Consider the following 24,199-nt stretch of genomic DNA (forward strand, 5'->3'; position numbering starts at 1 on the left):
GGCCCCGCACCCCGGACCGGGGTGCGGGGCCGTCCGGTGTGTCAGCGCCCGACGGGGGAGATGTTGAGGCTCATCCCGGCCAGGCCGCGCGACCGCACGGTGAGCTTCTCCGCGACCGCGTCCAGGGCCTGGGCGGCGGCGGACTCCGGCGTGCCGAGCACGATCGGGACACCGGCGTCCCCGCCCTCGCGCAGCGCGACGTCCAGCGGGATCTGCCCGAGCAGCGGCACCGGGGCCCCGAGGATGCGGCTCAGCGAGTCGGCCACGATCTGCCCGCCGCCGGAGCCGAAGATCTCGTTGCGGGAGCCGTCGGGCATCTCCATCCACGACATGTTCTCGACGACGCCGGCCAGCCGCTGGCGGGTCTGCGTGGAGATAGCCCCGGCCCGCTCGGCGACCTCGGCCGCCGCCTGCTGCGGGGTGGTGACGACGAGCAGCTCCGCGTTCGGGACCAGCTGCGCGGTGGAGATCGCGACGTCGCCGGTGCCCGGGGGCAGGTCGAGCAGCAGCACGTCCAGGTCGCCCCAGTAGACGTCGGACAGGAACTGCTGCAGCGCGCGGTGCAGCATCGGCCCCCGCCACACGACCGGGGTGTTCCCGTCGGTGAACATGCCGATCGAGATGACCTTCACGCCGTGCGACTGCGGCGGCATGATCATGTTCTCGACCTTGGTCGGCCGGTCCGCCGCGCCGATCATGCGCGGGACCGAGTGACCGTAGATGTCGGCGTCGACCACGCCGACCTTCAGCCCGCGGCGCGCCATCGACGCGGCCAGGTTGACGGTGACCGAGGACTTGCCGACCCCGCCCTTGCCGGAGGCGACGCAGTAGACGCGGGTCAGCGAGCCGGGCTGAGCGAACGGGATCACGGGCTCGTCGGCGTCGCCGCGGAGCGACCGGCGCAGCTCGGTGCGCTGCTCGTCGCTCATCACGTCGAGCTCGACCTCGACCCGCTCGACTCCCGCGACCTTCGAGACGGCCTCGGTGACCCGCGACGTGATGGTCTCGCGCATCGGGCAGCCGGCGACGGTCAGGTACACGCCGACCTCGGCCAGCCCGTCGGCGGACACGGCGACGCTCTTGACCATCCCCAGCTCGGTGATCGGCTTGTGGATCTCCGGGTCCTCGACGGTGCCGAGTGCGGCGCGCACGGCCTCCTCGACGGTGCTGGTGCTGCCGGTGACGGACATGAGCTTCTACGACCTCTTTCTCTCGCGGCACCCCCCATGCTACGTGGGCGTGCGGCACGGTCCGCGTGTCTGCCTCGGCCACCGGGGATCTGAGAACATCGTCCGGTGATGGAGGAGACGGTCGGCGCCCCGGAACGCGAGGGCCCGGGGCGGCGGCGCGTCGTCCCGAGCCCCGCCGAGCTCGCGTCCTGGCGTTCGTTCCTGCGCGCCCACGCCGGCATCACCAAGCAGCTCGAGAGCGAGCTCGAGGACGAGCAGCAGATCTCCCTGGCGACCTACGACGTGCTGGTCCAGCTCGCCGAGGCACCGGGACGCCGGCTGCGGATGACCGAGCTGGCCGACGCGGTCCTGCTGTCCCGGTCCGGGGTGACCCGCCTGGTGGACCGGCTGGAACGGATCGGCCTGGTCTCCCGGGCGAAGGTGGCCGCCGACGGGCGCGGGGTCACCGCCCGGCTGACCGACGCCGGCTACGAACGGCTGCGGATCGCGGCGACCACCCACCTGCGGGGGATCCGGCGGCACTTCGCCGAGCGGCTCGACCCCGACGACCTGGCCGACCTCGAACGGATCTGCCGCAAGCTCATCCCCTGAAGCGTTCCCGCTTCCGGGGCTGCTTGCGGTCCGCCGGTGGCGGGCCGCTGCCGGCGGCGGCCCGGGCCACCGCGTCGTCCAGCCGCTCGGACAGCTTCTCCAGCTCGCCGCGCAGGTAGTCCCGGCTCGCCGTCTCCCCGACGGCGAGCCGCAGCGCGGCCAGCTCCCGGGCCAGGAACTCGGTGTCGGCCTTCGTCCGCTCGGCCCGGCGCCGGTCCTCGTCCAGCGCGACCCGGTCCCGGTCGTCCTGCCGGTTCTGCGCCAGCAGGATCAGCGGTGCCGCGTACGCGGCCTGGGTCGAGAACGCCAGGTTCAGCAGGATGAACGGGTACGGGTCCCACCGGCCCCACCAGCCGACCAGGTTCAGCACGATCCACACCACCACGACGATGGTCTGCATGGCCAGGAACCGGCCCGTCCCGAGGAAGCGGGCGATCCGCTCGGACAGCCGGGCGAAGCCGTCCGGATCGACCTCGAAGCGGCGCCGCCCCACCCGCGGCTGGTCCAGCCGCCGTCCTCCACCGGCCTCAGGCACCACGCACCCCCGCATCGCTCGCACCGTCGCCGGACCCGCCGTCCCCGCTGCCGTCCGTGCTGCCGTCCGTGCTGCCGTTCCCGCTGCCGTCCCCGCCGGCGCGGTGCCCGTCGGCGGGCGCGAGGTCGCGGTCCCGCCAGCCCTGCGGCAGCAGGTGGTCCAGCACGTCGTCGACGGTGACCGCGCCGAGCAGGTGGTTCTCGGCGTCCACGACCGGGCCGGCCACGAGGTTGTAGGAGGCGAACCAGCGGGTCACCTCGCCGAGCCCGACCTCGGGCCCGAGCTGCGGCAGCTCGGTGTCCACCATCCCGGCCACCAGCTCGAACGGCGCCGCCCGCAGCAGCTGCTGGGCGTGCACGCACCCGAGGTAGCGCCCGGTCGGGGTGGCCGTCGGTGGCCGGACGACGAACACCATCGACGCCAGCGCGGGCGGCACCTCCGGGTTGCGGACCCGGGCCAGGGCCTCCGCGACCGTCGCGTCCGGCGCCAGGGTGATCGGCTCCGGGGTCATCAGGCCGCCCGCGGTGTCCCACTCGTAGCGCATCAGCCGGCGCACCGGCTCCGACTCGCCGGGCTCCATGAGCTCCAGCAGCCGGCCGGCCTCGTCGTCGGACAGCTCGCCGAGCAGGTCGGCGGCGTCGTCCGGGCTCATCGCCTCCAGCACGTCGGCCGCCCGGTCGTGGCCCAGGTAGGTCAGCAGCTCGCGCTGGTCGGCCTCGGACAGCTCCTCGAAGACGTCGGCGAGGCGCTCGTCGTCGAGGGCGTCGACGACCTGCCGCTGGCGCTCGTCGGGCAGCCGGGACAGGGCCGCCGCCACGTCGGCGGGCCGCATCGTGTCGAACACCGCGAGCAGCCGGTCGGCGCCCTGGGTGGCGGCGACGTCCAGGCCGGACACGGCCTCCCACGCGTACACCTCGACCCGCGCCCGCCGCGAGAGCCGGGTCCGGCGGAACCGCACCGCGACCCGGGTCACGACCCGGTCCCGGGTGCGGGCCGGTTCGATCGCGACGTCGACGACGACCCCCTCAGCCCCGGACTCGCGCACGGTGACCGTCGAGTTCAGCAGCTCGCCCAGCACCAGGGTCTCGTTGGGGCGCTTGTCGAAGCCGCGCAGGTTCACCGACCCGCTCGCGAGGGTCACCGCCGAGGGCGCCACGTCGGCCACCCGGAGCATCGGCACGAATATGCTGCGCCGCGCGGACAGGTCCACGACCAGGCCCAGCACCCGGGGCGGGCGGCTGTCGACCCGCAGCGACACGACGACGTCGCGGACCTTCCCGATGTGCTCGCCGTCCGGGCCGAGCACGGCCAGGCCCGCCATCCGCGCGACGAACACCCGTGCCGAGGCCATGCCGCGAGCCTATGCCCGCCGGGGAGGACGGGCCCGCCGGGCGCGCTCGGCCGGGTGATTAGGCTGCGCCCACGTGAGCGAGCCCCGCAGCGACCTCCCCGACGGACCGGACGGCGACACCGGGCACGTGCCAGTCCCCGACCCCCTCCGCTACGACGTCGTCGACGTCTTCACCGACCGCCCCTACGCGGGCAACCCGCTGGCCGTCGTGCACGGCGCCGAGGCGCTCTCCACGGCCCGGATGCAGGCCATCGCGGCCGAGTTCAACCTGTCGGAGACCACGTTCCCGCTGCCACCGACCGGCGACGGCGACGAGTGCGCCGACTACCGGGTGCGGATCTTCACCCCGAAGCGGGAGCTGCCGTTCGCCGGGCACCCGAGCGTCGGCACCGCGTGGGTGCTCGCCCGCGACGGCGTGATCGGCCACGGCGACCGCGTCCAGGAGTGCGGGGCCGGGCTGCTGCCGGTCCACGTCGACGGCACCGGTGCCCGCGTCGAGGGCGGCGCCCCGTCGGTCGGCGCGGAGCTGGACGCGGTCCGGCTGGCGGCCGCGCTCGGCCTCGGCCCGGAGGACGTCGACGGCGCCGCCGTGCCCGGGATCGCCGGTGCCGGCACGGACTTCGCGATCCTGCTGGTGCGCCCGGACGCCGTCGCCCGCGCCGTGCCGGACCCGGCAGCGCTGGCCGCGGCGACCGGCGGGGCGGCGACCGGGCTGCTGGTCGCCGCCGTCGACGCCGCCGCCGAGCGGGTGCACGCCCGGATGTTCGGCATCGGGATCGGCGTCCCCGAGGACCCGGCGACCGGGTCGGCGGCCGTCGCGCTGGGCGTGTTCCTGGCCGACCGCGGCCTGGTCGGCGACGACGGCGACCACACGTTCGTCGTCACCCAGGGCGTCGAGATGGGACGGCCCTCGACGCTGCACGCGGGCGTGCGCACCGCGGGCGGCCGGGCCGTCGCCACCTGGGTCGGCGGGACCGTCGCCGCCGTGGCCACAGGTTCCCTCACCCCGCCTCCCGAAACCGGGTGACTCGCGGGTAACCCGGGCTGACCTCCGGCGGGTGAGAAACCAATCACCTGGACGGGGCGATCGTCGGGCGGTCGTGCCAGCATCACCCTCAGCCCGGACGCCCGCCGTCGCGCACGGCGGGTGAGACGAACTCGACGAGGAGCCTGCCCGTGAGCACCACCCTCCGCGCCCGCCGGTCCTGCCTGGCCGTGCCCGGCTCGAGCCAGAAGTTCATCGACAAGGCACGCTCGCTGAACTCCGACCAGGTGTTCCTGGACCTGGAGGACGCCTGCGCCCCGCTGGCCAAGCCGGACGCCCGCAAGACGATCGTGGCGGCGCTGAACGAGGGCGGCTGGGGCGAGAAGATCCGGGTCGTCCGGGTCAACGACTGGACCACCGAGTGGACCTACCGCGACGTCGTCGAGGTCGTGGAGGGCGCCGGGTCGAACCTGGACGCGATCATGCTGCCGAAGGTGCAGACCCCGGAGCAGGTCGTGGCCCTGGACCTGCTGATGACCCAGATCGAGAAGACCATGGGCTACGAGGTCGGCAGGATCGGCATCGAGGCGCAGATCGAGAACGCGCTCGGCCTCACCAACGTCAACGCGATCGCCACGGCGTCCCCCCGGGTCGAGACGATCATCTTCGGCCCGGCCGACTTCATGGCGTCGATCAACATGAAGTCGCTGGTCGTCGGCGAGCAGCCGCCCGGCTACGACGTCGGCGACGCCTACCACCACATCCTCATGGCGATCCTCATGGCCGCCCGCGCGCACGACAAGCAGGCCATCGACGGCCCGTACCTGCAGATCAAGGACGTCGACGGGTTCACCCGGGTGGCCGGCCGCGCGGCCGCGCTGGGCTTCGACGGCAAGTGGGTCCTGCACCCGAGCCAGATCGATGCCGCGAACGAGACGTTCTCGCCGTCGCAGGAGGACTTCGACCACGCCGAGAACATCCTCGACGCCTACGAGTGGTTCACCTCGGAGGCCGGCGGCAAGAAGGGCGCCGCGATGCTCGGTGACGAGATGATCGACGAGGCCAGCCGCAAGATGGCCCTGGTGATCTCGGGCAAGGGCCGCGCCGCGGGCATGACCCGCACCGACCGGTGGACCCCGCCGGAGTCCTGAGCGGCCCCGCGCACCGCTGACCACCGACGTTCAGGAGGAACCACCATGGCCCGGCTCGCCCAGACCGCCGGCTTGACCGACATCCAGCAGGAGATCCTCTCCACCGTCCGCTCGTTCGTGGACAAGGAGATCATCCCGCACGCCACGGCGCTGGAGCACGAGGACGCCTACCCGCAGGACATCGTCGACGGGATGAAGGAGATGGGGCTGTTCGGCCTCATGATCCCGGAGGAGTACGGCGGCCTCGGCGAGTCGCTGCTGACCTACGCGCTGGTCGTCGAGGAGATCGCGCGCGGTTGGATGAGCGTCTCCGGTGTGATCAACACGCACTTCATCGTCGCCTACATGCTCCGCCAGCACGGCACGCAGGCGCAGAAGGAGCGCTACCTGCCGAAGATGGCCACGGGCGAGACCCGCGGCTCGTTCTCGATGTCCGAGCCGGACCTGGGCTCGGACGTCGCCGCGATCAAGACCAGGGCCGTGCAGGACGGTGACGACTACGTCATCGACGGCGCGAAGATGTGGCTGACCAACGGCGGCACGTCGAACCTGACCGCGGTGCTGGTCAAGACCGACGAGGGCGCCGAGAAGGCGCACCAGAACCTGACGACGTTCCTGGTCGAGAAGCCGGTGGGCTACGGCGAGGTCGCGCCCGGCCTCATCGTGCCCGGCAAGATCGACAAGATGGGCTACAAGGGCGTGGACACCACCGAGATGGTGTTCAAGGGCCACCGGATCTCCGGCGAGCAGATCCTCGGCGGGGAGCGCGGCAAGGGCTTCGCCCACATGATGGACGGCGTCGAGGTCGGCCGGGTCAACGTCGCCGCCCGCGCGTGCGGCATCGCGATCCGTGCCTTCGAGCTCGGTGTCGAGTACGCCCAGCAGCGCTCCACGTTCGGCAAGCCGATCGTGCAGCACCAGGCCATCGCGTTCAAGATCGCCGAGATGGCGACCAAGGTCGAGGCCGCGCACCTGATGATGGTCAACGCGGCCCGGCTGAAGGACCGCGGTGAGCGCAACGACGTCGAGGCGGGCATGGCCAAGATGCTCGCCTCGGAGTACTGCAAGGAGGTCACCGAGGAGGCGTTCCGCATCCACGGCGGCTACGGCTACTCCAAGGAGTACGAGATCGAGCGGCTCATGCGCGAGGCGCCGTTCCTGCTCATCGGCGAGGGCACCTCGGAGATCCAGAAGACGATCATCTCGAAGGGCCTGCTGCGCGACTACAAGCTGCGGTAGCGGTCACCCCGACGGCCCCGTCACCCGGCGATCCCGGGCGGCGGGGCCGTCCGTCGTCGCGACGCGGCCACGGTCGCGGGACATGGCCGACACGATCCCTGCGTCGTCGCTAGGCTCGCCGGGCACACCGGGCGGCCGTCGATCGTTGTTCCGGTAGCGAAGCGGACGTTCACGAGGAGTACGCCATGACCAACCCCTTCGGCGGCCAGGCTCGGCCGGCACCGGGCCTGCCCCAGCTGCCCACCCCGCCGACCGGGTGGCCGGTGGGCTCCTACGCCACCTACGAGGAGGCGCAGCGGGCCGTCGACCACCTCGCCGACTCCGACTTCCCGGTGCGCGACGTGACGATCGTCGGCGTCGACCTCATGCTGGTGGAACGCGTGATCGGCCGGCTGACCTGGGGCCGGGTCCTGGCCTCCGGCGCGGCCTCCGGCGCCTGGCTGGGCCTGTTCGTCGGCCTGCTGCTGTCGCTGTTCTCGCCGGACGGCAGCTTCCTGCCGATCCTGGTCGGGCTCGGCTCCGGCGCGGTGTTCGGCCTGGTCTTCGCCGCGGTCGGCTACGGCGCCAGCAAGGGACGGCGGGACTTCCAGTCCGCCAGCCAGATGGTCGCCGGCCGCTACGACGTCCTGTGCGAGCCCCGCAACGCCGAGCAGGCCCGCGAGATGCTCGCCAAGCTCGCGATGGGCGGGCCCGGCGGGGGTTTCTGAGTGAGCGGCGGCACCCGGCAGGGCGAGGAGATCCGGCCCTCGACCGTGCACCGGGCCTACGGGCGCGGCGCGAGCGGCTACGACGCCTACGTCGGCACGATCCCCGGGTACCGGACCCACCTGCGGGTCTCGGCGTCCCGGATGGGGCTCGGTGACGGCCCCGGCCTGCGGCTGCTCGACATCGGGTGCGGCACCGGCATCTCGACGGAGGCCCTGCTGACCACGGTCAAGGGCGCCGAGGTCGTCGCGGTCGACGCCTCCACCGAGATGCTCGCGGTGGCCCGCCGGAAGAACTGGTCGCCGCGGGTGACGTTCGTGCACGCCCGGCTGGAGACCCTCGCCGAGGCCGGCATCGAGGGCCCGTTCGACGGGATCCTCGCCTCGTTCCTGGTGTCGAACCTGCCCGACGCCGAGCACGGGCTCCGGCGGCTGCTGTCGCTGCTGGCGCCGGGAGCCCCGCTGGCCGTGCACGACTACGCCGTCGGCGGGGCCCGCGGGAAGGCCCGCTGGACGACGGCGAACTGGACCTACCTGCTGCCGATGGCGTCGATCCGCTGGGGTGTCCCGGACCTGGCCCGCTACCGGATGAAGCGGGTCGGGGGTGCGGGCGGGCCCGAGCAGATGGTGCACCGGATGAAGCGGGCCGGGTTCGACGACGTCCGGGTGCAGACCGTCGGCGGGCCGCTGCAGCACGTCGTGCACACCTTTCTCGGGCGCCGCCCGGACGAGCCGGACGTCGTGGGGGAGCGGCAGGCGAGGGCCGCACCGGCCGCCGAGCCGGATGCCGCCGGCGCGGGGGAGCTCGACGAGGGCGGCCCGGGGGACCCCGGCTACGCCGACGAGCTCCCGGCGGAGGTCCGGGACGGCAGCGCCGATTCCGCCGATTCCGCCGGCGCCGACCCGGACGGCCGCGCCGGCCCGGACGACCCCGACGACCGGCGCTCCGGCGACCCCGACGACCGGCGCTCCCCAGGCGACCCGGCCGACCGGCCCCGCGGCGGCGGGGTGACCCGGTCGGGGGAGGGCGGCGACGACCCGCCCACCCCGCCGTCCGGCACCCCGGCGGTCTGACCCCCGCGCGGTCGGGCGGGCCTACAGCCAGCCGTTGCGCCGGAAGTTGCGGTACAGGGCCCCGCAGATCAGCACGATGCCCAGCAGCACCATCGGGTAGCCGTACTTCCAGTGCAGCTCCGGCATGTAGTCGAAGTTCATGCCGTACACCCCGGCGATCATGGTCGGCACCGAGATCAGGCCGGCGTAGGCGGTGATCTTCCGCATGTCGTTGTTCTGCCGCATGCTGATCTTCGCGAGCACGGCGTCGACCAGCGTCGTCAGGAGCTCGTTGAACCCGGCGACCTGCTCGGCGACGCCGCCGAGGTGGTCGTCGACGTCGCGGAAGTAGGACCGGACGTCGTGCGGGACCAGCGCGCTGTAGCCCTCGGAGAGCTTGCGCATCGGCCCGACCAGCGGCATCACGCAGCGGCGCAGGTCGAGGATCTCGCGCTTCATGACGTAGATCTGCTCGGGGTTCATCGTCGAGCGCGGCGAGAACACCTCGGCCTCGACGGCGTCGATGTCGTCCTCGATCTGCCGGCAGACCTCGATGTAGGAGTCGACGATGTGGTCGGCGATGGCGTGCAGCACGGCCGCCGGCCCCAGCGCCAGCTGCTCCGGGTCGTCCTCGAGGCGGCGGCGCACCTCGCGCAGCCCGGAGTGCCGGCCGTGCCGGACGGTCACCACGAAGTCCCGCCCGAGGAACGCCATGACCTCGCCGGTCTCGACGATCTCGTTGGCCGTCGTCGGGTCGGCGTGTCCGACGTAGCGGACGGTCTTGAGCACCATGAACAGCGTGTCGTCGTAGCGCTCGAGCTTGGGCCGGTTGTGCGCGTGCACGGCGTCCTCGACGGCGAGCTCGTGCAGGCCGTAGGTCTCGGCGACCCCGGAGATCTGGGTGTCGTCGGGCTCGTGCAGGCCGATCCAGACGAAGCCCTCGCCGCGCTCGCGGACCTCGGCGATCGCCTCGTCGTGCGTCCACCGGCCCGGCAGGCGCTCGCCGTCGACGTACACGGCGCAGTCGACGACGTAGGCGGACAGCGGGACCCGCAGCCGGTTGGCGACACTGGCCGGGGTCGCGCGCCGGTCGCGGCGGCCCGCGGAGCGGAGCGTGGGACGGAGCTGGGACAGCGAGGGCATCACGATGGGACCTCCGGGCGGGCCGGGAGCACGCCCGCGTGCGGCGGGCGTGGCCTGGACGTGCGGCCGCGCCGTGGCGGGCCGCCGGACTCGCGACACGCCTCCCGCCGGTCAGCCCGGGGACACGCTCCGGACCGGGCGCAACGGGAGGCGGCACGTACTGCTCACCGGTGTCTGGGGCTCGGACGACACCGCGCTCACCTCCCCTGCTGCTGGGACCGTCTCCATGCTCATCGCTCGTGCACCGCGAAACGTGTCAGGAATGTGAGATCCCCGACCGTGCACGTGTGAGCCCGGCCGCCCCGGGTCGTGGCGGCCGCCGGATAGATTACCCCGGCAAGTGATCTACAACGTGAGGGGAGCGTGAACGGTGCAGTTCGGGCGCTACTACGAGGAGTTCGAGGTCGGTGCGGTGTACAGGCACTGGCCCGGCAAGACGGTCACCGAGTACGACGACCACCTGTTCTGCCTGCTCACGATGAACCACCACCCGCTGCACATGGACGCGCACTACGCGGGCGAGACGACCGACTTCGGCAAGAACGTCGTGGTCGGCAACTACATCTACTCGCTGCTGCTGGGCATGTCGGTGCCGGACATCTCCGGCAAGGCGATCGCGAACCTCGAGGTCGAGTCGCTCAAGCACGTCAAGCCGACCTTCCACGGGGACACGATCTACGGCGAGACCGAGGTCCTGGACAAGACCGAGTCGAAGTCGAAGGACGACCGCGGCGTGGTGTACGTCGAGACCCGCGGCTACAACCAGGACGGCACCGTCGTCTGCACCTTCCGCCGGAAGGTGATGGTGCCGAAGCGGTCCTACGGCGAGGCCCGCGGCGGCGAGCAGCCCGGGCGTCCGACGCCGAAGGTCTGAGCCCCCGACGGCCCCGCGGCGGTCGGACGCGGCGGTTCAGATGCGGGGCAGGCAGTCCCAGCCGCGCAGGGTCTCGGTGAGGCCGTCGACCACCGGGAGGACGGCGTAGGCGGCGCGGTCGACGAAGCGGGCGTCGTCCGCGTCGTCGCCGGGGCACGGGACCGCGGCCGAGCCCGGAGCGACGGCGCACAGGTAGTCCGCGATCCGGTACGGCCCGCGGTGCACCACGCCGACGAGCCGTCCCGGGCGGACGGTGAGCCCGGTCTCCTCGGCCAGCTCGCGGACGACCGCGGCGTGGTCGTCCTCACCCGGCTCGACCCGGCCCCCCGGCACGGACCAGAGGCCCCGCCCGGGATCGTTCGCCCTGCGCACCAAGAGCAATCGGCCGTCCGGGTCGAACAGGATTCCACCCACGCAGGCGACGTGTCGGCTACTGTCGGTCATCCGGAATGACGGTACGCTGCTCGGGTGCCGGTACCCCGTGCCCGCGGGGCTCGGGTACCAATGTCGAGGTTGTTCCCAACGGGCCGGAACGGGTGACGGGTAACGTGCGCAAGATTCTGATCTTCGTCGCTGTGGCGCTGGGTATCTTCCTGGTCGTGACCGCTCCCCAAGCGGCGGCGAACTCGGTCACGAACGTGGGCAACGTGCTCTACGACGCCGCGCAGTCGGTGTCGACGTTCGTCACGTCGCTGATCTGAGTCCGTGCTCGCGCCCCGGGAGATCGACGAGTACCTGCTCCCCACGGAGCGGCGGGTCATCCGTGTGCGCCAGCACTGGGCCGTCATGTTCAAGCACATCTGGCAGACGGCGGTGTTCATCCTCCTCGTCGTCGGCGTCGAGCAGTACATGGACGGCTCGACGACGGCCGCCGTCGACGTCCTCGTCGACAACCTCGCCTTCTACCTGGTGCTGGTGGCGGTCCTGCGGTTCACCGCGCTCACGATCCTCTGGTGGGTCGAGCGCATCGTGATCACCGACAAGCGGGTGATGATCGCGCAGGGGATCATCGTCCACAACGTCGGCATGATGCCGCTCGGCAAGGTCACCGACCTGACCTTCCAGCGCTCGCTGTCCGGCCGGATACTCGGCTACGGGACGATGGTGGTCGAGTCGGCGGGTCAGATCCAGGCGCTCAACCGGATCGACTACATGCCCCGGCCGGAGGAGATCTACGAGGCGCTCTCCGAGCTGGTGTTCGGGGAGAAGGGCAAGACCCGCGCCACCGGCGCGCTCGCCAAGCCGCGCTGGCGGCGCTGACCCGCCCGCTAGGGTCGCGGGCGTGGTCCGGCCCGTGATCGATCTGCACACCCACTCGACGGCCTCCGACGGCACCGACAGCCCCGCCGGCCTGGTCCGGGCGGCGGCCGCCGCCGGGCTGGACGTCGTCGCGCTCACCGACCACGACACCACCGGCGGGTGGGACGAGGCGGTCGCCGCGCTCCCGCCGGGGCTGGCCCTGGTGCGGGGCGCCGAGTTCTCCTGCCTGAGCCCGACCGGGCGTGCCGGGGAGCACCGTTGCTCGGTGCACCTGCTCGGGTACCTGTTCGACCCGGAGCACCACGCGGTCGTCGCCGAGCAGGAACGCCTGCGCACCGAACGGGTGCAGCGGCTGCACCGCATGATCGAGGCCATGGCCGCGGACGGGTACCCGGTCGACGTCGAGACCGTCTTCGCGCACCTGCCCGAGGGCGGTAGCGCGGGGCGGCCGCACCTGGCGCGGGCGCTGGTCGCCGCCGGCGTGGTCGCGTCGGTGGACGCGGCGTTCGCCGAGCTGCTGCACAACGACAGCCCGTACTACGTGCCGCGGGCCGACACCGCCGTCGAGACCGCCGTCGAGATGATCTCCGCCGCGGGTGGGGTCGCGGTGTTCGCGCACCCGCTGGCCCGCACCCGGGGACGGGTGGTCGAGCCGTCGGTGCTGGTCGACCTGGCCGGCCGCGGGCTCGCCGGCGTCGAGGTGGACCACCCGCACCACAGCCCGCAGGACCGGGCGCTGCTGCGGGAGCTCGCGGCCGAGCACGGCCTGCTCGTCACCGGCTCCAGCGACTACCACGGCACCAACAAGACGACCCCGCTCGCCGCGGAGACCACCGATCCGGGGGTCTACGAGCGGCTCGTCGCGCACGCCACGGGTGTCGAGGTCGTGACCGGCTGACGGCGGCGGCCGCGCGAACGGGCCCGGTCACCGGCGCTGTACGGTGGGTGAATGGCCCGGACCACCCCGCCCTCCACCGGGTGCCCGGACGGCCAGCTCGGCCTGGACCTGCTGGATCCGGACTTCGGCGCGACCGCGCTGCACCGGGTGACCCCCGCCCGGCTCGACACCTGGCACGCCTGCCCGCGGCGCTACCGGATGCTGCACGTCGACCGTCCGGCGCCGGCCCGGGGCGGCGCGTTCGCGCACACCACCCTGGGCGCGGTCGTGCACCTGGCCCTGCGGTCGCTGGCCCGGCTGCCCGCGCACCGGCGGACCCCGGCCGAGGCGGCCGCGCTGGTCGGCCGGCACTGGTCCGACGAGGGGTTCGCCGACCGGGCCCAGGCCGCCCGCTACCGGGACCGCGCCGGCGACTGGCTGGCCGCGGCCGCGGAGGGCCCCGCCGGGCGGGCCGAGCCGGTCGCGGTCGAGCGGTGGGTGAGCGCGCCGGCCGGAGGCCTGCTGGTGGAGGGCCGGATCGACCGCCTGGACGACGACGGCGCCGGCGGCCTCACCGTCGTCGACTTCAAGACCGGGCGCCGGGTCCCGTCCGCCGCCGACGCCCGGGACTCGCGCCAGCTCGCGCTCTACGCCGTCGCCGCGGGCCACGTCTTCCGGCGCCCGTGCCGGCGGGTCGAGCTGCACCACGTCCCGAGCGGGACGGTCGCCGGCTGGGAGCACGACGACGCCTCCCTCGACGCGCACGTCGCCTCGGCGGAGGCGGCCGTCGCCGCGGCCGCAGGGGCGACCGCCGAGCTGGCCGGCGGCGCGGACCCCGGCTCGGCGTTCCCGGTGCGGACCGGCGCGCACTGCGGCACCTGCCCGGTCCGGCGGCACTGCCCGGAGGGGCGGGCCGCCGTGCCCGAGCCGCGTCCGTGGGACCTTCTCGTCCCGTGAGCGTGAGCGTCCCGTGAGCACCCCGCACCCCGGCCCGCACCCGCGTCCCGGCCCGCCCCGGCGACCCGGCCCGCCGGACCGGCGCGGCCCCGGGCCCGCGGCCCCGCCCGGGCGACCGCCCGAGCCGCCGACCCGGCCGATCGGCGGATCCGGGAACGGCGCGCACCGCGCCGGCGGTGCCGGGCACGGCTCCCGGCGCGGGCGGCCCGGCGCCGCCCCGCAGGACGAGCACCCCGCGTCCCGCCCGCCGGCGGAGCACCCCGCGGCCCGCCCACCGGGCGGAGGCCGGTCCCGGCGCGGCACCCACCGGCCCGTCCGGCCCGCCCGGCCCGCGGCGCCGGCGGGTCCCTCGGCCGCCGGGCGGGTCCTGCGCGGGCTCAGCGGGGTGCTGGCCGGCGGTCTCGTCGTGCTCGCGCTCGGGCTCGGGGTCGTCGCGTGGCTGGCCGGCCGCAACGGGGTGCCGGGCCCGGGCGCGGCCGACCTGACCGCGCACCTCGTGGCGGCCGCCGTCGCCGTCGCCGGGCAGGTCGTGGCCGACCGGCGCGGGGACCGGACCGGGACCCTGGCCGCGCTCGGCGTCGTCGGCACGGTCGGCCTGGTGCTCGGGGTCGGCTGGTTCCTGTAGCGCACCTGGCCGCCGTCCCGGCCCGCCTGGCTACGCTGGCACCGTGAACCGGGCCCTCGTGGTGCTCACCTGCGTGGCGTTCCTCACGCTGGGGGTCGGGGCGGCCGGGACCCCCGTGGTCGTCCCGGTGGTGCTGCTCGGGGCCGCGTTCACGGCGCTGGGCACGGCCGGTTTCGTGTGGGTGCGGCGTCGGGGCCGGCGCGCCTGGGCGGCGGTCTACGTGGTGGTCCAGCTGGCGCTGGCGGTGGCCGCGTTCGCGTTCGACCAGGGTGTGGCCACCACCCTGTTCTTCGTGGTGCTGGTGAGCCAGTGCGTGCTGCTGCTGCCGCGCGCCGCCGTCGTCGTGGTGATCCTGCTCGTCCCGCTCGTGCACGCTCCGATGCCGTGGCAGCAGGCCCTGCGCGAGGGGATGGGCCTGTTCGCGGCCGTGGTGTTCGCGGCACTGTTCACCGAGCTGGTGCAACGGGAGCAGCGGATCCGTGCCGAGCTGGCGCAGGCGCACGCGCAGCTGCGGGACTACGCGGCGCAGGCCGAGCGGCTGGCCACCGCGCAGGAACGCAACCGGCTGGCCCGGGACATCCACGACGGGCTCGGCCACGCCCTCACCGTGGTGCAGATGCAGGTCAAGGCCGCCCGCGCGGTGCTGGCCGGTGACCCGGGGAAGGCGGACGCGGTGCTGGCCAAGGCGCAGCAGCAGTCCGAGGACGCGCTCGCCGAGGTGCGGCGCTCCGTGCACGCCCTGCGCGAGCCGCGCGCCACCCCGCCGCTGCCGGAGGCGCTCCACGCACTGGCCGAGGAGAACTCCGCCACCGGGATCCCGACCACGCTCACCGTGACCGGTACCGCCCGGCCGCTGCCCGACGAACCCCGGGAGGCGCTGTACCGGGCGGCGCAGGAGGGCCTGACCAACGTGCGCAAGCACGCCCGTGCCGGCCGCGCCGACCTGCTGCTGGACTACACCGGCGACACCGTGCGCGTCACGGTCCGCGACGACGGCGTGGGGGCCTCCGACGGCGCGGCGACGGGCTTCGGGCTGGTCGGGCTGCGCGAGCGCGCGGCACACCTCGGCGGGCGGCTGCAGGTCGGGACCGCGCCGGGCCAGGGGTGCACGGTGACGATGGAGGTGCCGGGGTGACGGCGGTGCGGGTGCTGCTCGTGGACGACCAGGCGCTGTTCCGCGAGGCGCTGGCGACCCTGCTCGCCGTGCACGACGACATCGAGGTGGTCGGCGAGGCGGGCGACGGCGACGAGGCGCTGCGCCGCGTCGCCGAGCTGGCGCCCGGCGTGGTGCTCATGGACCTGCGCATGCCGGTGCTCGACGGTATTGCGGCGACCCGCAGGCTGCGGGTGGAGCGACCCGAGATCCGGGTGATCGCCCTGACCACCTTCGACGACGACGAGGACGTGTTCGCGGCCCTGCGCGCCGGCGCCGTCGGCTACCTGCTCAAGGACGTCTCGTCGGCGCGGCTGGTGGAGGCGGTGCACGCCGCGGCCCGGGGCGAGTCGGTCCTGCAGCCGTCGGTGGCGGCGAAGGTCGTGGCCCGGGTCGCGCAGCTGCCCGAGTCCGGTGCCGCCGGCCCGCGCCCGCAGCCGCTGGTCGTGCCGCTCTCGGAGCGGGAGCTGGAGGTGCTGCGCCTGCTCGCCGACGGCCACAGCAACCGGGAGATCGCCGGGTCGCTGTTCCTCGCCGAGGGCACGGTCAAGAACCACGTGACGAACGTGCTGGCCAAGCTCGGCGCCCGGGACCGCACCCAGGCCGCGCTGCGCGCCCGCGCCCTCGGCCTGATCTGACCGGCCGATCCGCACGGACGGGCCGCGACCAGGCCGGGCGTGCCGCGGGTCATGCCCGGACATGACCCCGGCCGTGACCTCCGGCGCATGGCAGCGGCGCCGCGGACGGCGACCCTTTCCACCATGACAACCACCGAGATCACCCGCCCCCGCGGCACCGCCCGCAAGCTCGCCCGCTTCGTCGGCCACTACCTGGAGATGGTCGTCGCCATGATCGTCGGCATGCTGGTGCTCGACCCGCTCTGGCCGGCCGAGTGGATGGCACGTGCGGACGTGCACGCGATCCTGATGGCCACCGACATGACGGTCGCGATGGCCCTGTGGATGGCGATCCGCCGCCACTCGTGGTCACGGACCACCGAGATGTGCGCCGTGATGTATCTGCCGTTCGTGGCGCTGCTGGTGCCGTACTGGCTCGGGCTGCTGTCCGCGAACGCCCTGATGGTCGCCGGCCACGTCGTGATGTTCCCGCTGATGCTCGCCGCGATGGTGTGGCGGCGCGCCGACTACTGGCACTGATGTCGATCCGGCACGGGTGCACCTCAGGCGGGGCCGAGCACCACGACCTCGGTCCCGCGCAGCTCCACCAGCAGGCCGCCCTGCGCGGCGACCTGCACCGGGCCGCCCCAGCCGCCCCGGTCGACGGGCACGGTGCGGGAGACGGCCCCGGTGTCCGGGTCGACGACGGCCAGCCCGGCCGGGACCGGGACGAGCAGGCGCTCGCCGTGGCGGGTGCCGGGGCCCACGGTGCCGGGCACCGCCCAGCGCGGCTGCAGCGTGGCCCCGTCGAGCGCGACGGTGGCGCCACCGGTCCACCAGTAGCGGGTGGTCGCGTCGGCGGAGGTCCGGGCGACGCCGTCGGCGGGCACGCTGAGCTGTGCCCCGGCGGCGACCGGGAACTCCCCGATCTTGCGCCCGCCGCGGTCGTACAGCGCGAGCCGGGGGACACCGGGCAGCAGCACCGCGGCGCGTTCCGGGGAGACCGCGACGAGCTGGGCGCCCTCGGTGCCGATCCCGGCGGACGAGTCGAACGCCGGCCGGTCGCCCTCCGACCCGCTGGGCCGGATCACCGACAGCCGCTCGGAGGCCTCGCCGGGGCAGCGTTCCAGCACCCCGGCCCGGTCCCGGGCCGAGGCGAACGAGCGGAAGGTGCATCCGGCACGGGGCTGGTCGCCCGGTTCCTCGGGGGCGCGGACGGTGCCGTACTCGGCGGTGCGGACGAGGTCGGAGCGGAACGTCTCGACGTAGTCCACGCCGGTGGCCAGCACCGGGTCCTGGCCGATCAGCCGGGTGCCGGGCCGCGCGTCCAGGGTCCGGGTCGGGCCGCGCTCGCCGGAGTCGGGGCCGAGCGTGGTCAGCTCGGAGCAGTACTGGTCGTTGCGGTAGAGCGCGAGGACCCGGCCGTCGGCGAACCCGGTCGTGCACAGCGGCAGGTCACGGGTGTAGCTCCAGCGTTCGGCCCCGGTGGCCGCGTCCCGGCCCGACACCCGGGACCCCTCGGCGACGACGACGCCCGCTCCGGCCACCAGGGGCACCGGGGTGGCCGGGCTGGATGCCCGCCACAGCTCGGTGAGGCGGGCCGGCACCGCGGTGGCCGGCGGCGGGGGAGCCGGCGGTGCGGTCGCCGGCACCGACTCGGTGTTCGCGGCCGGGCTCTGCGCCCCGTAGAGCAGCGCGGCCCCGCCCAGCACCAGCACGAGCACCGCGGCGACCATGCGGTCGCCGCGGTGACGTCGTTCGGCAGGTACCCGCGGCCCGTGCAACCACCGGCGCCGCAGGTCACGCGACCGCAGCACGCTCCGCGGGGCTCGTCAGCTGGCTGCGGCGTCGGTGTCGCCGGTGGACCCGTCGGCGCCCGAGCGGCGGCGGCCACCCCCGCGACGACGGCGGCGGCGCGGCGCGGACCCGCCGCCCTCGCCGGCACCGGCGTCGGCCGCCGGGCCGTTCTGCGGGGCGGCCTCACCGGTCTCGGCCGGTGCGGAACCGGCCTCGACGACGACCCCGCCGCGGGTCCGCGTCCGGGAACGGCTGCGGCGCGGCCGGCGGCCGTCACCGTCGTCCTTCTTCGCCGCGGCGTCCCGCCCGGTGCGCCCCCCGCGGGGCTTGCGGGAGCCCTGGTGGTCGCCCTCGGCGTCGAGGTACTCCGCCTCCAGCCCGGCCCGGGTGCGCGCGGACAGCGGCAGCCGCCCGGTCGCGCCGGCCGGGATCTCCAGGTCGGAGTACAGGTGCTCGGACGTCGAGTAGGTCTCGACCGGCTCGTCGATGCCCAGGTTCAGGTCGTCCGAGATCATCTTCCAGCGGGGGATCTCGTCCCAGTCGACCAGGGTGACGGCCACGCCCTCGCGCCCGGCGCGCCCGGTGCGGCCGATCCGGTGCACGTAGGTCTTGGCGTCCTCCGGGCACTGGTAGTTGAGGACGTGCGTGACCCCGGTGACGTCGATACCGCGGGCCGCGACGTCCGTCGCGACCAGCACGTCGATCTTCTCCGAGCGGAACGCGCGCAGCGCCTGCTCGCGCGCACCCTGGCCCAGGTCGCCGTGCACGGCGGCCGCGGCGAACCCGCGCTCGGCGAGGTCGTCGGCGACCCGCTGGGCGGTCCGCTTGGTCCGCGTGAAGATCATCGTCAGGCCGCGGTCCTTCGCCTGCAGGACCCGGGTGACCAGCTCGACCTTGTCCATCGCGTGCGCGCGATAGACGAGCTGCTTGGTGCGCTCGTGGATGGAGCCCTGGTCGGCCTCCTCCGCACGGATGTGGGTCGGCCGGGTGAGGAACGCCCGGGACAGCTGCACGATCGGGCCCGGCATGGTGGCCGAGAACAGCATCGTGTGCCGCTGCTCGGGCAGCATCCGCAGGATCCGCTCGACGTCGGGCAGGAAGCCCAGGTCCAGCATCTCGTCGGCCTCGTCGAGGACGAGGGCCTTGACCCGGCCGAGCACCAGGTGGCGCTGCTCGGCGAGGTCCAGCAGCCGGCCGGGCGTGCCGACGACGACGTCGACGCCCTTGCGCAGCGCCTCGAGCTGCGGCTCGTAGGCGCGGCCGCCGTAGATCGCGACGACGCGCACGCCCAGGTTCTTCCCGGCCGCGGCGATGTCCCGCGCGACCTGCACGCACAGCTCGCGGGTTGGGACGACGACGAGGGCCTGCGGCACGTCCTTGGTGCGGTCGGCGGCCTCGCCCTCGGCGGTGGCGGCGGGCTGCTCGCCGGGCGGGGTGATCCGCTGCAGCAGCGGCACGCCGAAGCCCAGCGTCTTACCGGTGCCGGTGCGGGCCTGGCCGATGACGTCCTCGCCGGCCAGCGCCAGCGGCAGGGTCAGCTCCTGGATCGCGAAGGTGCGGACGATGTCGTTCTCCGCCAGCGCGGAGACGATCTCGTCGCGGACGCCGAGCTCGGCGAAGGTGGGCGGGAGCTTCTCGCCCTCGGCGGGGAGTGGGGAGCCGGACGGGGCGTCGGCCCGGGTGATGCCGGTGGCCTCGAAGCCGGGGTCGGCCTCGGGCGGGGTCTCGGGGGACCGGCTGTTGCGGTCGGACTCGGTGTTGCGGTCGGACACGGACAGGGTGATCGCCTCTCTCCGCGCACAGGAGCCGTGGCGTGGTTCGTCGACCGGCACCGGGTCCGTGGTGGACCGGGCGGGAGAACCGCCGAGGCGCTGCGCGCACCAGGTCGTGTGCGGGTCCGGTGAGGCGTGGCGGCCCGTGATGGCCGCCCGTCCCGTTTCCCGGTCCCGCGCGGTGGGCGCGTCCGCCCTGTGAATCGGCGACGCGCTGCGGCCATCCTACCCGGTCCGGCCCGCGTGACACGATGCGCGCACCGCGTGGCGCGGGGTGAGATGCCTCGCTCCGGGGCGTGCGAGGGCTCCGGGGCGCGGATCGCGTCCCGTTAGGGTGGCGCGCATGACGACCGATGCCGGCGGGCCGAGCCCGGTGACCGTCGAGCTGCTCGGCGTGCTGGCCTACGGGGAGCTGTCCGCGTTCGACCGGCTCGCCGAGGACGCCCGGGCCGCGCCGACCCTGGCCGGTCGGGCGCAGCTGTCCTCGATGGCGGCCGCCGAGATCGGGCACTTCCGGCTGATCGAGGAGCACCTCGGCCGGGCCGGGATCGCGGTCGCCGACGCGATGGCGCCGTTCGTGGCGCTGATCGACAGCTACCACGCGTCGACGGCCCCGCGGAGCTGGCTGGAGTCGCTGGTGAAGGCCTACCTCGGCGACGGGCTCGGCGCGGACTTCTACCGCGAGGTCGCGGGCTGGGTGGACCCGGCGACCGGGGAGCTGGTCCGGCGGGTGCTCGCCGACACCGGGCACTCGACGTTCGCCGAGCGGGAGGTGCGGGCGGCCTGCGAGGCGAACCCGCACCAGCGGGACCGGCTCGCGCTGTGGGGGCGGCGGCTCCTCGGCGAGGCCGTGACGCACGCCCAGCGGGTGGTCGCCGAGCGCGACGAGCTGGCCGAGTTCATCGTGCTCGGCTCGGGCGAGAAGGGCGGCGTCGGCGGGCTGATCAAGACGGTCCAGTCGGCGCACGGCAAGCGGATGAGCCGGCTCGGGCTGTCCTGAGCCGATCTCGACTAGCCTGGCGCCGGCAAGGATCGCAGTGACGGATCGGGAGGACCACCGGTGAAGGTCAAGATCGGCATCGCGGAGACCCCGCGGGAGCTCGTGGTGTCCAGCGACCGCACGCCGGACGAGGTGGCCCAGCTGGTGAGCGGGGCGATGAAGTCCGACGACGGGCTGCTGGACCTCACCGACGACAAGGGCAACCGGTTCGTCGTCCCGGTCGCGCGGATCTCCTACGTGGAGATCGGCCCGGTGGGTGAGCCGAAGGTCGGGTTCGGCCTGGGCGGCTGAGCAGGCCACGACGGGACCGGCCCCTCGCACGGGGGGCCGGTCCCGCCGGTGTGTCCCGGCGCAGTGTGTACCGGCCCGGTGGTCAGTCCGTCTCGGGCGGTGGGGGACCGTCGAGGCCGAACGGCGGCGGCCCGGTCCCGGTGATCCGGAACCGGTTCCACGGGTCCGGCTCGGACAGCGTCCCGACCGCCGCGTGCCCCGGCGTGCGGATCTCCGCCGGGCCGCCGCGGGTGCCGAGCAGCTCGCCCAGCCGCCGGCAGGCGCGCACCCGGCCCGACCAGTGCAGGCGGCCGTCGAACGGCTCGTGCCGGGCGTCGAGCAGGACCTCGACGTCGATCGTCTCGCCGGCGACGACGAGCGTGGCCGGCCCGCGGTAGCCCTCGTCGTCGGCGGTCACCGGTCGTCCTCCGTGCCGGTCGGGGCGTGCGGGTCGGGCACCAGCCGCAGGATGTCGGCGCTCGCGGTGGGCCCGTCGATCCCGGCGACGCCCGCGATCCCGCCCCAGATCAGCGCGGACAGGTAGTTGGTGAGCGAGTCCCGGCTCATCGTGCGCCGGTCCAGCCACCACTCGCCGGCCGCCTGCACCATGCCGATCAGGCCGTACGCCCAGGCCTCCGCGCCCCCGGAGTCGCGGCCCGCGGCGCGCAGCCGCTCCCCGAACAGGGTGGTGAGCAGGGCACCGATCCGGCCCCGGACGTCCTCGGCGATCTCCGCGCCGGCCTCGGGCTCGGCCGGGTTGGCCACCACGAACCGGTACAGCTGCGGTTCCTCCTCGATCATGCCGAGGAACGCGTCGATCACCGCGGCGACGTGCTCGATCGGCTCGGCCTCGATCGCCAGCACCGGGTAGATCCGCTGCATCAGCAGCTCGGCGGCGTGCTCCCCGACCGCGCGCTGCAGGTCGGCGCGGTCGGCGAAGTGCCGGTAGAGCACGGGCTTGGTGATGCCGGCCGCGGCGGCGATCTGCGCGACGGACACGCCCGGCCCGTGCTCGCGGACCGCCTCGACGGCGGCCGTCACCATCTCGGCCCGTCGTTCCTCCCGGCGGCGCATCCGCGCGTCCGGCTTGACTTCCCTCTGCTCCTGGGGCACGTTACCATTGGTAACCGTTACTGGCGGTAACAGCAAGGAGGCTGCGGTGTCCGGGACAGCACGGACCGTCGGGCGGCAGGCCCGCACCGGAAGCAAGACGAACCTGGCCGACCGCGAGGACACCGCCCGGCGGCTGCTCCGCAGCTCGGTCGACAAGTGGTACGACCCGGCGATCGACATCGACTGGGACGCCCCGCTGGACGAGGGCAAGTACGGGATCGTGCCCGAGCGCGTCTCGATCTACGGCACACCGCTGTGGGACCGGCTCACCGAGGAGCAGCGGGTCACGTTGAGCGTGCACGAGTTCTGCAGCGTCGCCCGCATCGGGCTGTGGTTCGAGATGATCCTCATGCAGATGCTGCTGCGCTACGCCTACGACCGCGACCCGCGCCGCGCGCACATCCAGTACGCGCTGGTCGAGATCGCCGACGAGTGCCGGCACTCGATGATGTTCGCCAAGGCCACCGAGCGGTACGGCGTGCCGGACTACGCACCCCGGCGGCTGACCCACGAGCAGGGCCGGCTGATGAAGATGCTCGGCACCGGCCCGGCCATGTTCGCCGGCACCCTCTACGTCGAGGAGATCCTCGACCAGCTGCAGCGCGAGGGGATGCGCGACGAGCGCGTCCAGCCGCTGTCCCGCATGATCAACAAGATCCACGTGACCGAGGAGGCGCGGCACGTCCGCTACGCCCGCGAGGAGCTCCAGCGGATCATGCCGAAGATCAACTACGCGGAGCGGGCCTGGGCGCGGTACCTGACCGCGCGGATCGCCTTCGTCGTCGCGCGGAACCTCATCCACCCCGAGGTGTACCGCAGCGTGGGCATCGCCCCGTCGGTCGGCAGGCGGGCCGCCCTGGCCAACCCGCACCACCACGAGATGCTGCGCTGGTCGGCGCGCAAGGTCGTGCCGTTCCTGCGCGAGCAGGGGATCGTCGGCGGGCCGAGCGAGGCCCTCTGGAAGCGCGCCCACCTGGTCTGAGTGGCCTGATCCGAGTGGCCGAGGAGGCGCGACCGATGAGCAGGCGGATCGTCACCCGGGACGGGACCGGGCTGTACGTGGCCGAGTCCGGCCCGGCGTCCGCGCCGGTGACCGTGCTGCTCGCCCACGGCTGGACGCTCGACGAGCGGTGCTGGGCGCCGGTGGCCGGTGCGCTCGCCGCCACCGTGCCGGCGCCGCGGGTGATCCGCTACGACCACCGCGGCCACGGCCGCTCCGACGACACCCCGGACGAGCTCAAGACCCTCGAGCAGCTCGCCGACGACATGGCCGAGGTGATCGGGCAGCTGATCCCGTCCGGGCCGCTGGTGATCGCCGGGCACTCGATGGGCGGGATGACGACGATGGCGCTGACCGAGCGGCACCCGGAGCTGGTCGCGTCCCGGCTGAGCGGGGTGGCGCTGGTCGCGACGGCCAGCGGCGGGCTCGGCGCCGCCGCCACGCTCGGCATGACCGGCCTGCCCGCGGCGCTCTTCCTGGCCGGGAAGGACCGGTTGACGGCCAGCCCGCTGTGGACCGGCCGGCGCGCGCTGAGCGCGCGCCCGGCGCTGCTGCGGCCGGGGCTGCAACCCCTGCTGCTGGGGCGGCGTCCCGGGCCGACGGCGGTGCGGGCGACCTGCGAGGCGATCGCCGCCTGCCGCCCGACGACGGTCTCCGGCTTCACCCCGACGCTCACCGCCCACGAGCGCGACGAGGCGCTCGAGACGTTGGCCGAGCTCCCCGTCGAGATCATGGTCGGCTCCCGGGACCGGCTGACCCCGCCCCGCTACGCCCGCCGGATCCGCGACCGGCTGCCGCGGGCCGGGATGACGGTGTTCCCGGACGCCGGGCACATGCTGCCCGTCGAGCGCGTCGGCGGGGTGACGGCGCGGATCGCGGCGCTGGTCCGGCAGGCCGCCGGGGTCACGTCGACGTGACAGGCCGGGCCTGCTCCACGCCTGC

At 74.3% G+C, this 24,199-nt stretch carries 28 protein-coding genes; 19 read left to right on the plus strand and 9 right to left on the minus strand.

Features of this window, described 5'->3' with window-relative positions:
* Positions 1-41: 41 nt before the first annotated feature.
* A complete protein-coding gene (locus tag H7X46_RS03890; protein ID WP_186358096.1) occupies positions 42-1,190 on the minus strand; it encodes an Mrp/NBP35 family ATP-binding protein in 1,149 nt (382 codons plus the stop codon).
* Between the two features lie 108 nt (positions 1,191-1,298).
* On the opposite strand from H7X46_RS03890, the gene H7X46_RS03895 reads away from it, so the two are divergent.
* Positions 1,299-1,781: a MarR family winged helix-turn-helix transcriptional regulator gene (locus H7X46_RS03895; protein ID WP_186358097.1), complete on the plus strand. Its 483-nt coding sequence runs from the start codon at positions 1,299-1,301 to the stop codon at positions 1,779-1,781.
* On the opposite strand, the gene H7X46_RS03900 is transcribed toward H7X46_RS03895, so the two are convergent.
* Both H7X46_RS03900 and H7X46_RS03905 read right to left on the minus strand, forming a co-directional pair.
* Positions 1,771-2,316 carry a DUF1003 domain-containing protein gene (locus tag H7X46_RS03900; RefSeq protein ID WP_186358098.1) on the minus strand — a complete coding sequence of 182 codons (546 nt, stop codon included), beginning with the start codon at positions 2,314-2,316 and terminating at the stop codon, positions 1,771-1,773. The two genes, H7X46_RS03895 and H7X46_RS03900, sit on opposite strands and share 11 nt — an antisense overlap.
* Entirely contained in the window at positions 2,309-3,667 is a 1,359-nt protein-coding gene (locus H7X46_RS03905) for a magnesium transporter MgtE N-terminal domain-containing protein (protein ID WP_255426073.1), read from the minus strand. Before H7X46_RS03905 ends, H7X46_RS03900 begins: the two co-directional genes overlap by 8 nt.
* Before the next feature lie 73 nt (positions 3,668-3,740).
* Between H7X46_RS03905 and H7X46_RS03910 the strand changes: the two genes are divergently transcribed.
* The 5 genes from H7X46_RS03910 to H7X46_RS29005 all read left to right on the plus strand — a co-directional run bounded on the left by H7X46_RS03910 (position 3,741) and on the right by H7X46_RS29005 (position 8,820).
* Positions 3,741-4,694, plus strand: a complete 954-nt coding sequence (locus H7X46_RS03910; RefSeq protein ID WP_370588595.1) for a PhzF family phenazine biosynthesis protein — start codon at positions 3,741-3,743, stop codon at positions 4,692-4,694.
* A 149-nt stretch (positions 4,695-4,843) separates the two neighbouring features.
* Positions 4,844-5,803, plus strand: a complete 960-nt coding sequence (locus H7X46_RS03915; RefSeq protein ID WP_186358099.1) for a CoA ester lyase — start codon at positions 4,844-4,846, stop codon at positions 5,801-5,803.
* A 45-nt stretch (positions 5,804-5,848) separates the two neighbouring features.
* Positions 5,849-7,042 carry an acyl-CoA dehydrogenase family protein gene (locus tag H7X46_RS03920; protein WP_186358100.1) on the plus strand — a complete coding sequence of 398 codons (1,194 nt, stop codon included), beginning with the start codon at positions 5,849-5,851 and terminating at the stop codon, positions 7,040-7,042.
* 185 nt (positions 7,043-7,227) lie between these two features.
* Positions 7,228-7,749, plus strand: a complete 522-nt coding sequence (locus H7X46_RS03925) for a general stress protein (protein WP_186358101.1) — start codon at positions 7,228-7,230, stop codon at positions 7,747-7,749.
* Positions 7,750-8,820, plus strand: a complete 1,071-nt coding sequence (locus H7X46_RS29005) for a methyltransferase domain-containing protein (protein WP_370588596.1) — start codon at positions 7,750-7,752, stop codon at positions 8,818-8,820.
* 21 nt (positions 8,821-8,841) lie between these two features.
* On the opposite strand, the gene corA is transcribed toward H7X46_RS29005, so the two are convergent.
* The gene (gene corA, locus H7X46_RS03935; RefSeq protein WP_186358102.1) at positions 8,842-9,942 is read right to left on the minus strand and encodes a magnesium/cobalt transporter CorA; all 1,101 of its coding nucleotides are present in this window, start codon (positions 9,940-9,942) and stop codon (positions 8,842-8,844) included.
* A gap of 370 nt (positions 9,943-10,312) precedes the next feature.
* Between corA and H7X46_RS03940 the strand changes: the two genes are divergently transcribed.
* On the plus strand, positions 10,313-10,816 hold the full coding sequence (locus H7X46_RS03940; protein ID WP_186358103.1) for a MaoC family dehydratase: 504 nt from the start codon (positions 10,313-10,315) through the stop codon (positions 10,814-10,816).
* A 36-nt stretch (positions 10,817-10,852) separates the two neighbouring features.
* Here the strand turns inward: H7X46_RS03940 and H7X46_RS03945 are convergent, their stop codons facing one another.
* Complete coding sequence (locus H7X46_RS03945; RefSeq protein WP_186358104.1) at positions 10,853-11,260, minus strand: NUDIX hydrolase; 408 nt, start codon at positions 11,258-11,260, stop codon at positions 10,853-10,855.
* Positions 11,261-11,364: 104 nt separating this feature from the next.
* Here H7X46_RS03945 and H7X46_RS03950 point away from each other — a divergent pair, with 104 nt between their 5' ends.
* From H7X46_RS03950 to H7X46_RS03985, 8 genes are all read left to right on the plus strand, one after another.
* Positions 11,365-11,517, plus strand: a complete 153-nt coding sequence (locus H7X46_RS03950; protein ID WP_186362997.1) for a hypothetical protein — start codon at positions 11,365-11,367, stop codon at positions 11,515-11,517.
* 4 nt (positions 11,518-11,521) lie between these two features.
* Positions 11,522-12,076, plus strand: a complete 555-nt coding sequence (locus tag H7X46_RS03955) for a PH domain-containing protein (RefSeq protein ID WP_186358105.1) — start codon at positions 11,522-11,524, stop codon at positions 12,074-12,076.
* Between the two features lie 22 nt (positions 12,077-12,098).
* On the plus strand, positions 12,099-12,974 hold the full coding sequence (locus tag H7X46_RS03960) for a PHP domain-containing protein (protein ID WP_186358106.1): 876 nt from the start codon (positions 12,099-12,101) through the stop codon (positions 12,972-12,974).
* A 51-nt stretch (positions 12,975-13,025) separates the two neighbouring features.
* Positions 13,026-13,910 (plus strand): PD-(D/E)XK nuclease family protein, encoded by an 885-nt coding sequence (locus tag H7X46_RS03965; RefSeq protein WP_186358107.1) that lies wholly within the window; start codon positions 13,026-13,028, stop codon positions 13,908-13,910.
* Positions 13,911-13,923: 13 nt separating this feature from the next.
* A complete protein-coding gene (locus H7X46_RS03970) occupies positions 13,924-14,535 on the plus strand; it encodes a hypothetical protein (RefSeq protein WP_186358108.1) in 612 nt (203 codons plus the stop codon).
* A gap of 43 nt (positions 14,536-14,578) precedes the next feature.
* Positions 14,579-15,670, plus strand: a complete 1,092-nt coding sequence (locus tag H7X46_RS03975) for a sensor histidine kinase (protein ID WP_186358109.1) — start codon at positions 14,579-14,581, stop codon at positions 15,668-15,670.
* Positions 15,667-16,326, plus strand: a complete 660-nt coding sequence (locus H7X46_RS03980) for a response regulator transcription factor (protein ID WP_186358110.1) — start codon at positions 15,667-15,669, stop codon at positions 16,324-16,326. Before H7X46_RS03975 ends, H7X46_RS03980 begins: the two co-directional genes overlap by 4 nt.
* A gap of 123 nt (positions 16,327-16,449) precedes the next feature.
* Positions 16,450-16,845 carry a hypothetical protein gene (locus H7X46_RS03985; protein ID WP_186358111.1) on the plus strand — a complete coding sequence of 132 codons (396 nt, stop codon included), beginning with the start codon at positions 16,450-16,452 and terminating at the stop codon, positions 16,843-16,845.
* Positions 16,846-16,868: 23 nt separating this feature from the next.
* Here H7X46_RS03985 and H7X46_RS03990 read toward each other — a convergent pair whose 3' ends face one another.
* Entirely contained in the window at positions 16,869-18,041 is a 1,173-nt protein-coding gene (locus tag H7X46_RS03990) for a hypothetical protein (RefSeq protein ID WP_186358112.1), read from the minus strand.
* Positions 18,042-18,137: 96 nt separating this feature from the next.
* Positions 18,138-19,874 carry a DEAD/DEAH box helicase gene (locus tag H7X46_RS03995; protein WP_370588597.1) on the minus strand — a complete coding sequence of 579 codons (1,737 nt, stop codon included), beginning with the start codon at positions 19,872-19,874 and terminating at the stop codon, positions 18,138-18,140.
* Between the two features lie 343 nt (positions 19,875-20,217).
* Between H7X46_RS03995 and H7X46_RS04000 the strand changes: the two genes are divergently transcribed.
* Together H7X46_RS04000 and H7X46_RS04005 are read left to right on the plus strand one after the other, a co-directional pair.
* Positions 20,218-20,874, plus strand: a complete 657-nt coding sequence (locus tag H7X46_RS04000; protein ID WP_186358113.1) for a ferritin-like fold-containing protein — start codon at positions 20,218-20,220, stop codon at positions 20,872-20,874.
* Between the two features lie 60 nt (positions 20,875-20,934).
* On the plus strand, positions 20,935-21,165 hold the full coding sequence (locus tag H7X46_RS04005; RefSeq protein ID WP_186358114.1) for a DUF3107 domain-containing protein: 231 nt from the start codon (positions 20,935-20,937) through the stop codon (positions 21,163-21,165).
* 82 nt (positions 21,166-21,247) lie between these two features.
* On the opposite strand, the gene H7X46_RS04010 is transcribed toward H7X46_RS04005, so the two are convergent.
* Both H7X46_RS04010 and H7X46_RS04015 read right to left on the minus strand, forming a co-directional pair.
* Positions 21,248-21,562 carry a DUF4873 domain-containing protein gene (locus tag H7X46_RS04010; RefSeq protein WP_186358115.1) on the minus strand — a complete coding sequence of 105 codons (315 nt, stop codon included), beginning with the start codon at positions 21,560-21,562 and terminating at the stop codon, positions 21,248-21,250.
* Complete coding sequence (locus tag H7X46_RS04015) at positions 21,559-22,257, minus strand: TetR family transcriptional regulator (RefSeq protein WP_370588598.1); 699 nt, start codon at positions 22,255-22,257, stop codon at positions 21,559-21,561. The genes H7X46_RS04010 and H7X46_RS04015 overlap by 4 nt, the downstream gene beginning before the upstream one ends.
* A gap of 46 nt (positions 22,258-22,303) precedes the next feature.
* On the opposite strand from H7X46_RS04015, the gene H7X46_RS04020 reads away from it, so the two are divergent.
* Together H7X46_RS04020 and H7X46_RS04025 are read left to right on the plus strand one after the other, a co-directional pair.
* On the plus strand, positions 22,304-23,239 hold the full coding sequence (locus tag H7X46_RS04020; RefSeq protein ID WP_370588599.1) for a diiron oxygenase: 936 nt from the start codon (positions 22,304-22,306) through the stop codon (positions 23,237-23,239).
* A gap of 35 nt (positions 23,240-23,274) precedes the next feature.
* Positions 23,275-24,174: an alpha/beta hydrolase gene (locus tag H7X46_RS04025; RefSeq protein WP_186358116.1), complete on the plus strand. Its 900-nt coding sequence runs from the start codon at positions 23,275-23,277 to the stop codon at positions 24,172-24,174.
* Positions 24,175-24,199: the final 25 nt, after the last annotated feature.

The sequence above is a fragment of the Pseudonocardia sp. C8 genome, assembly GCF_014267175.1.
In the GTDB taxonomy this organism is placed as follows: Bacteria; Actinomycetota; Actinomycetes; order Mycobacteriales; family Pseudonocardiaceae; genus Pseudonocardia.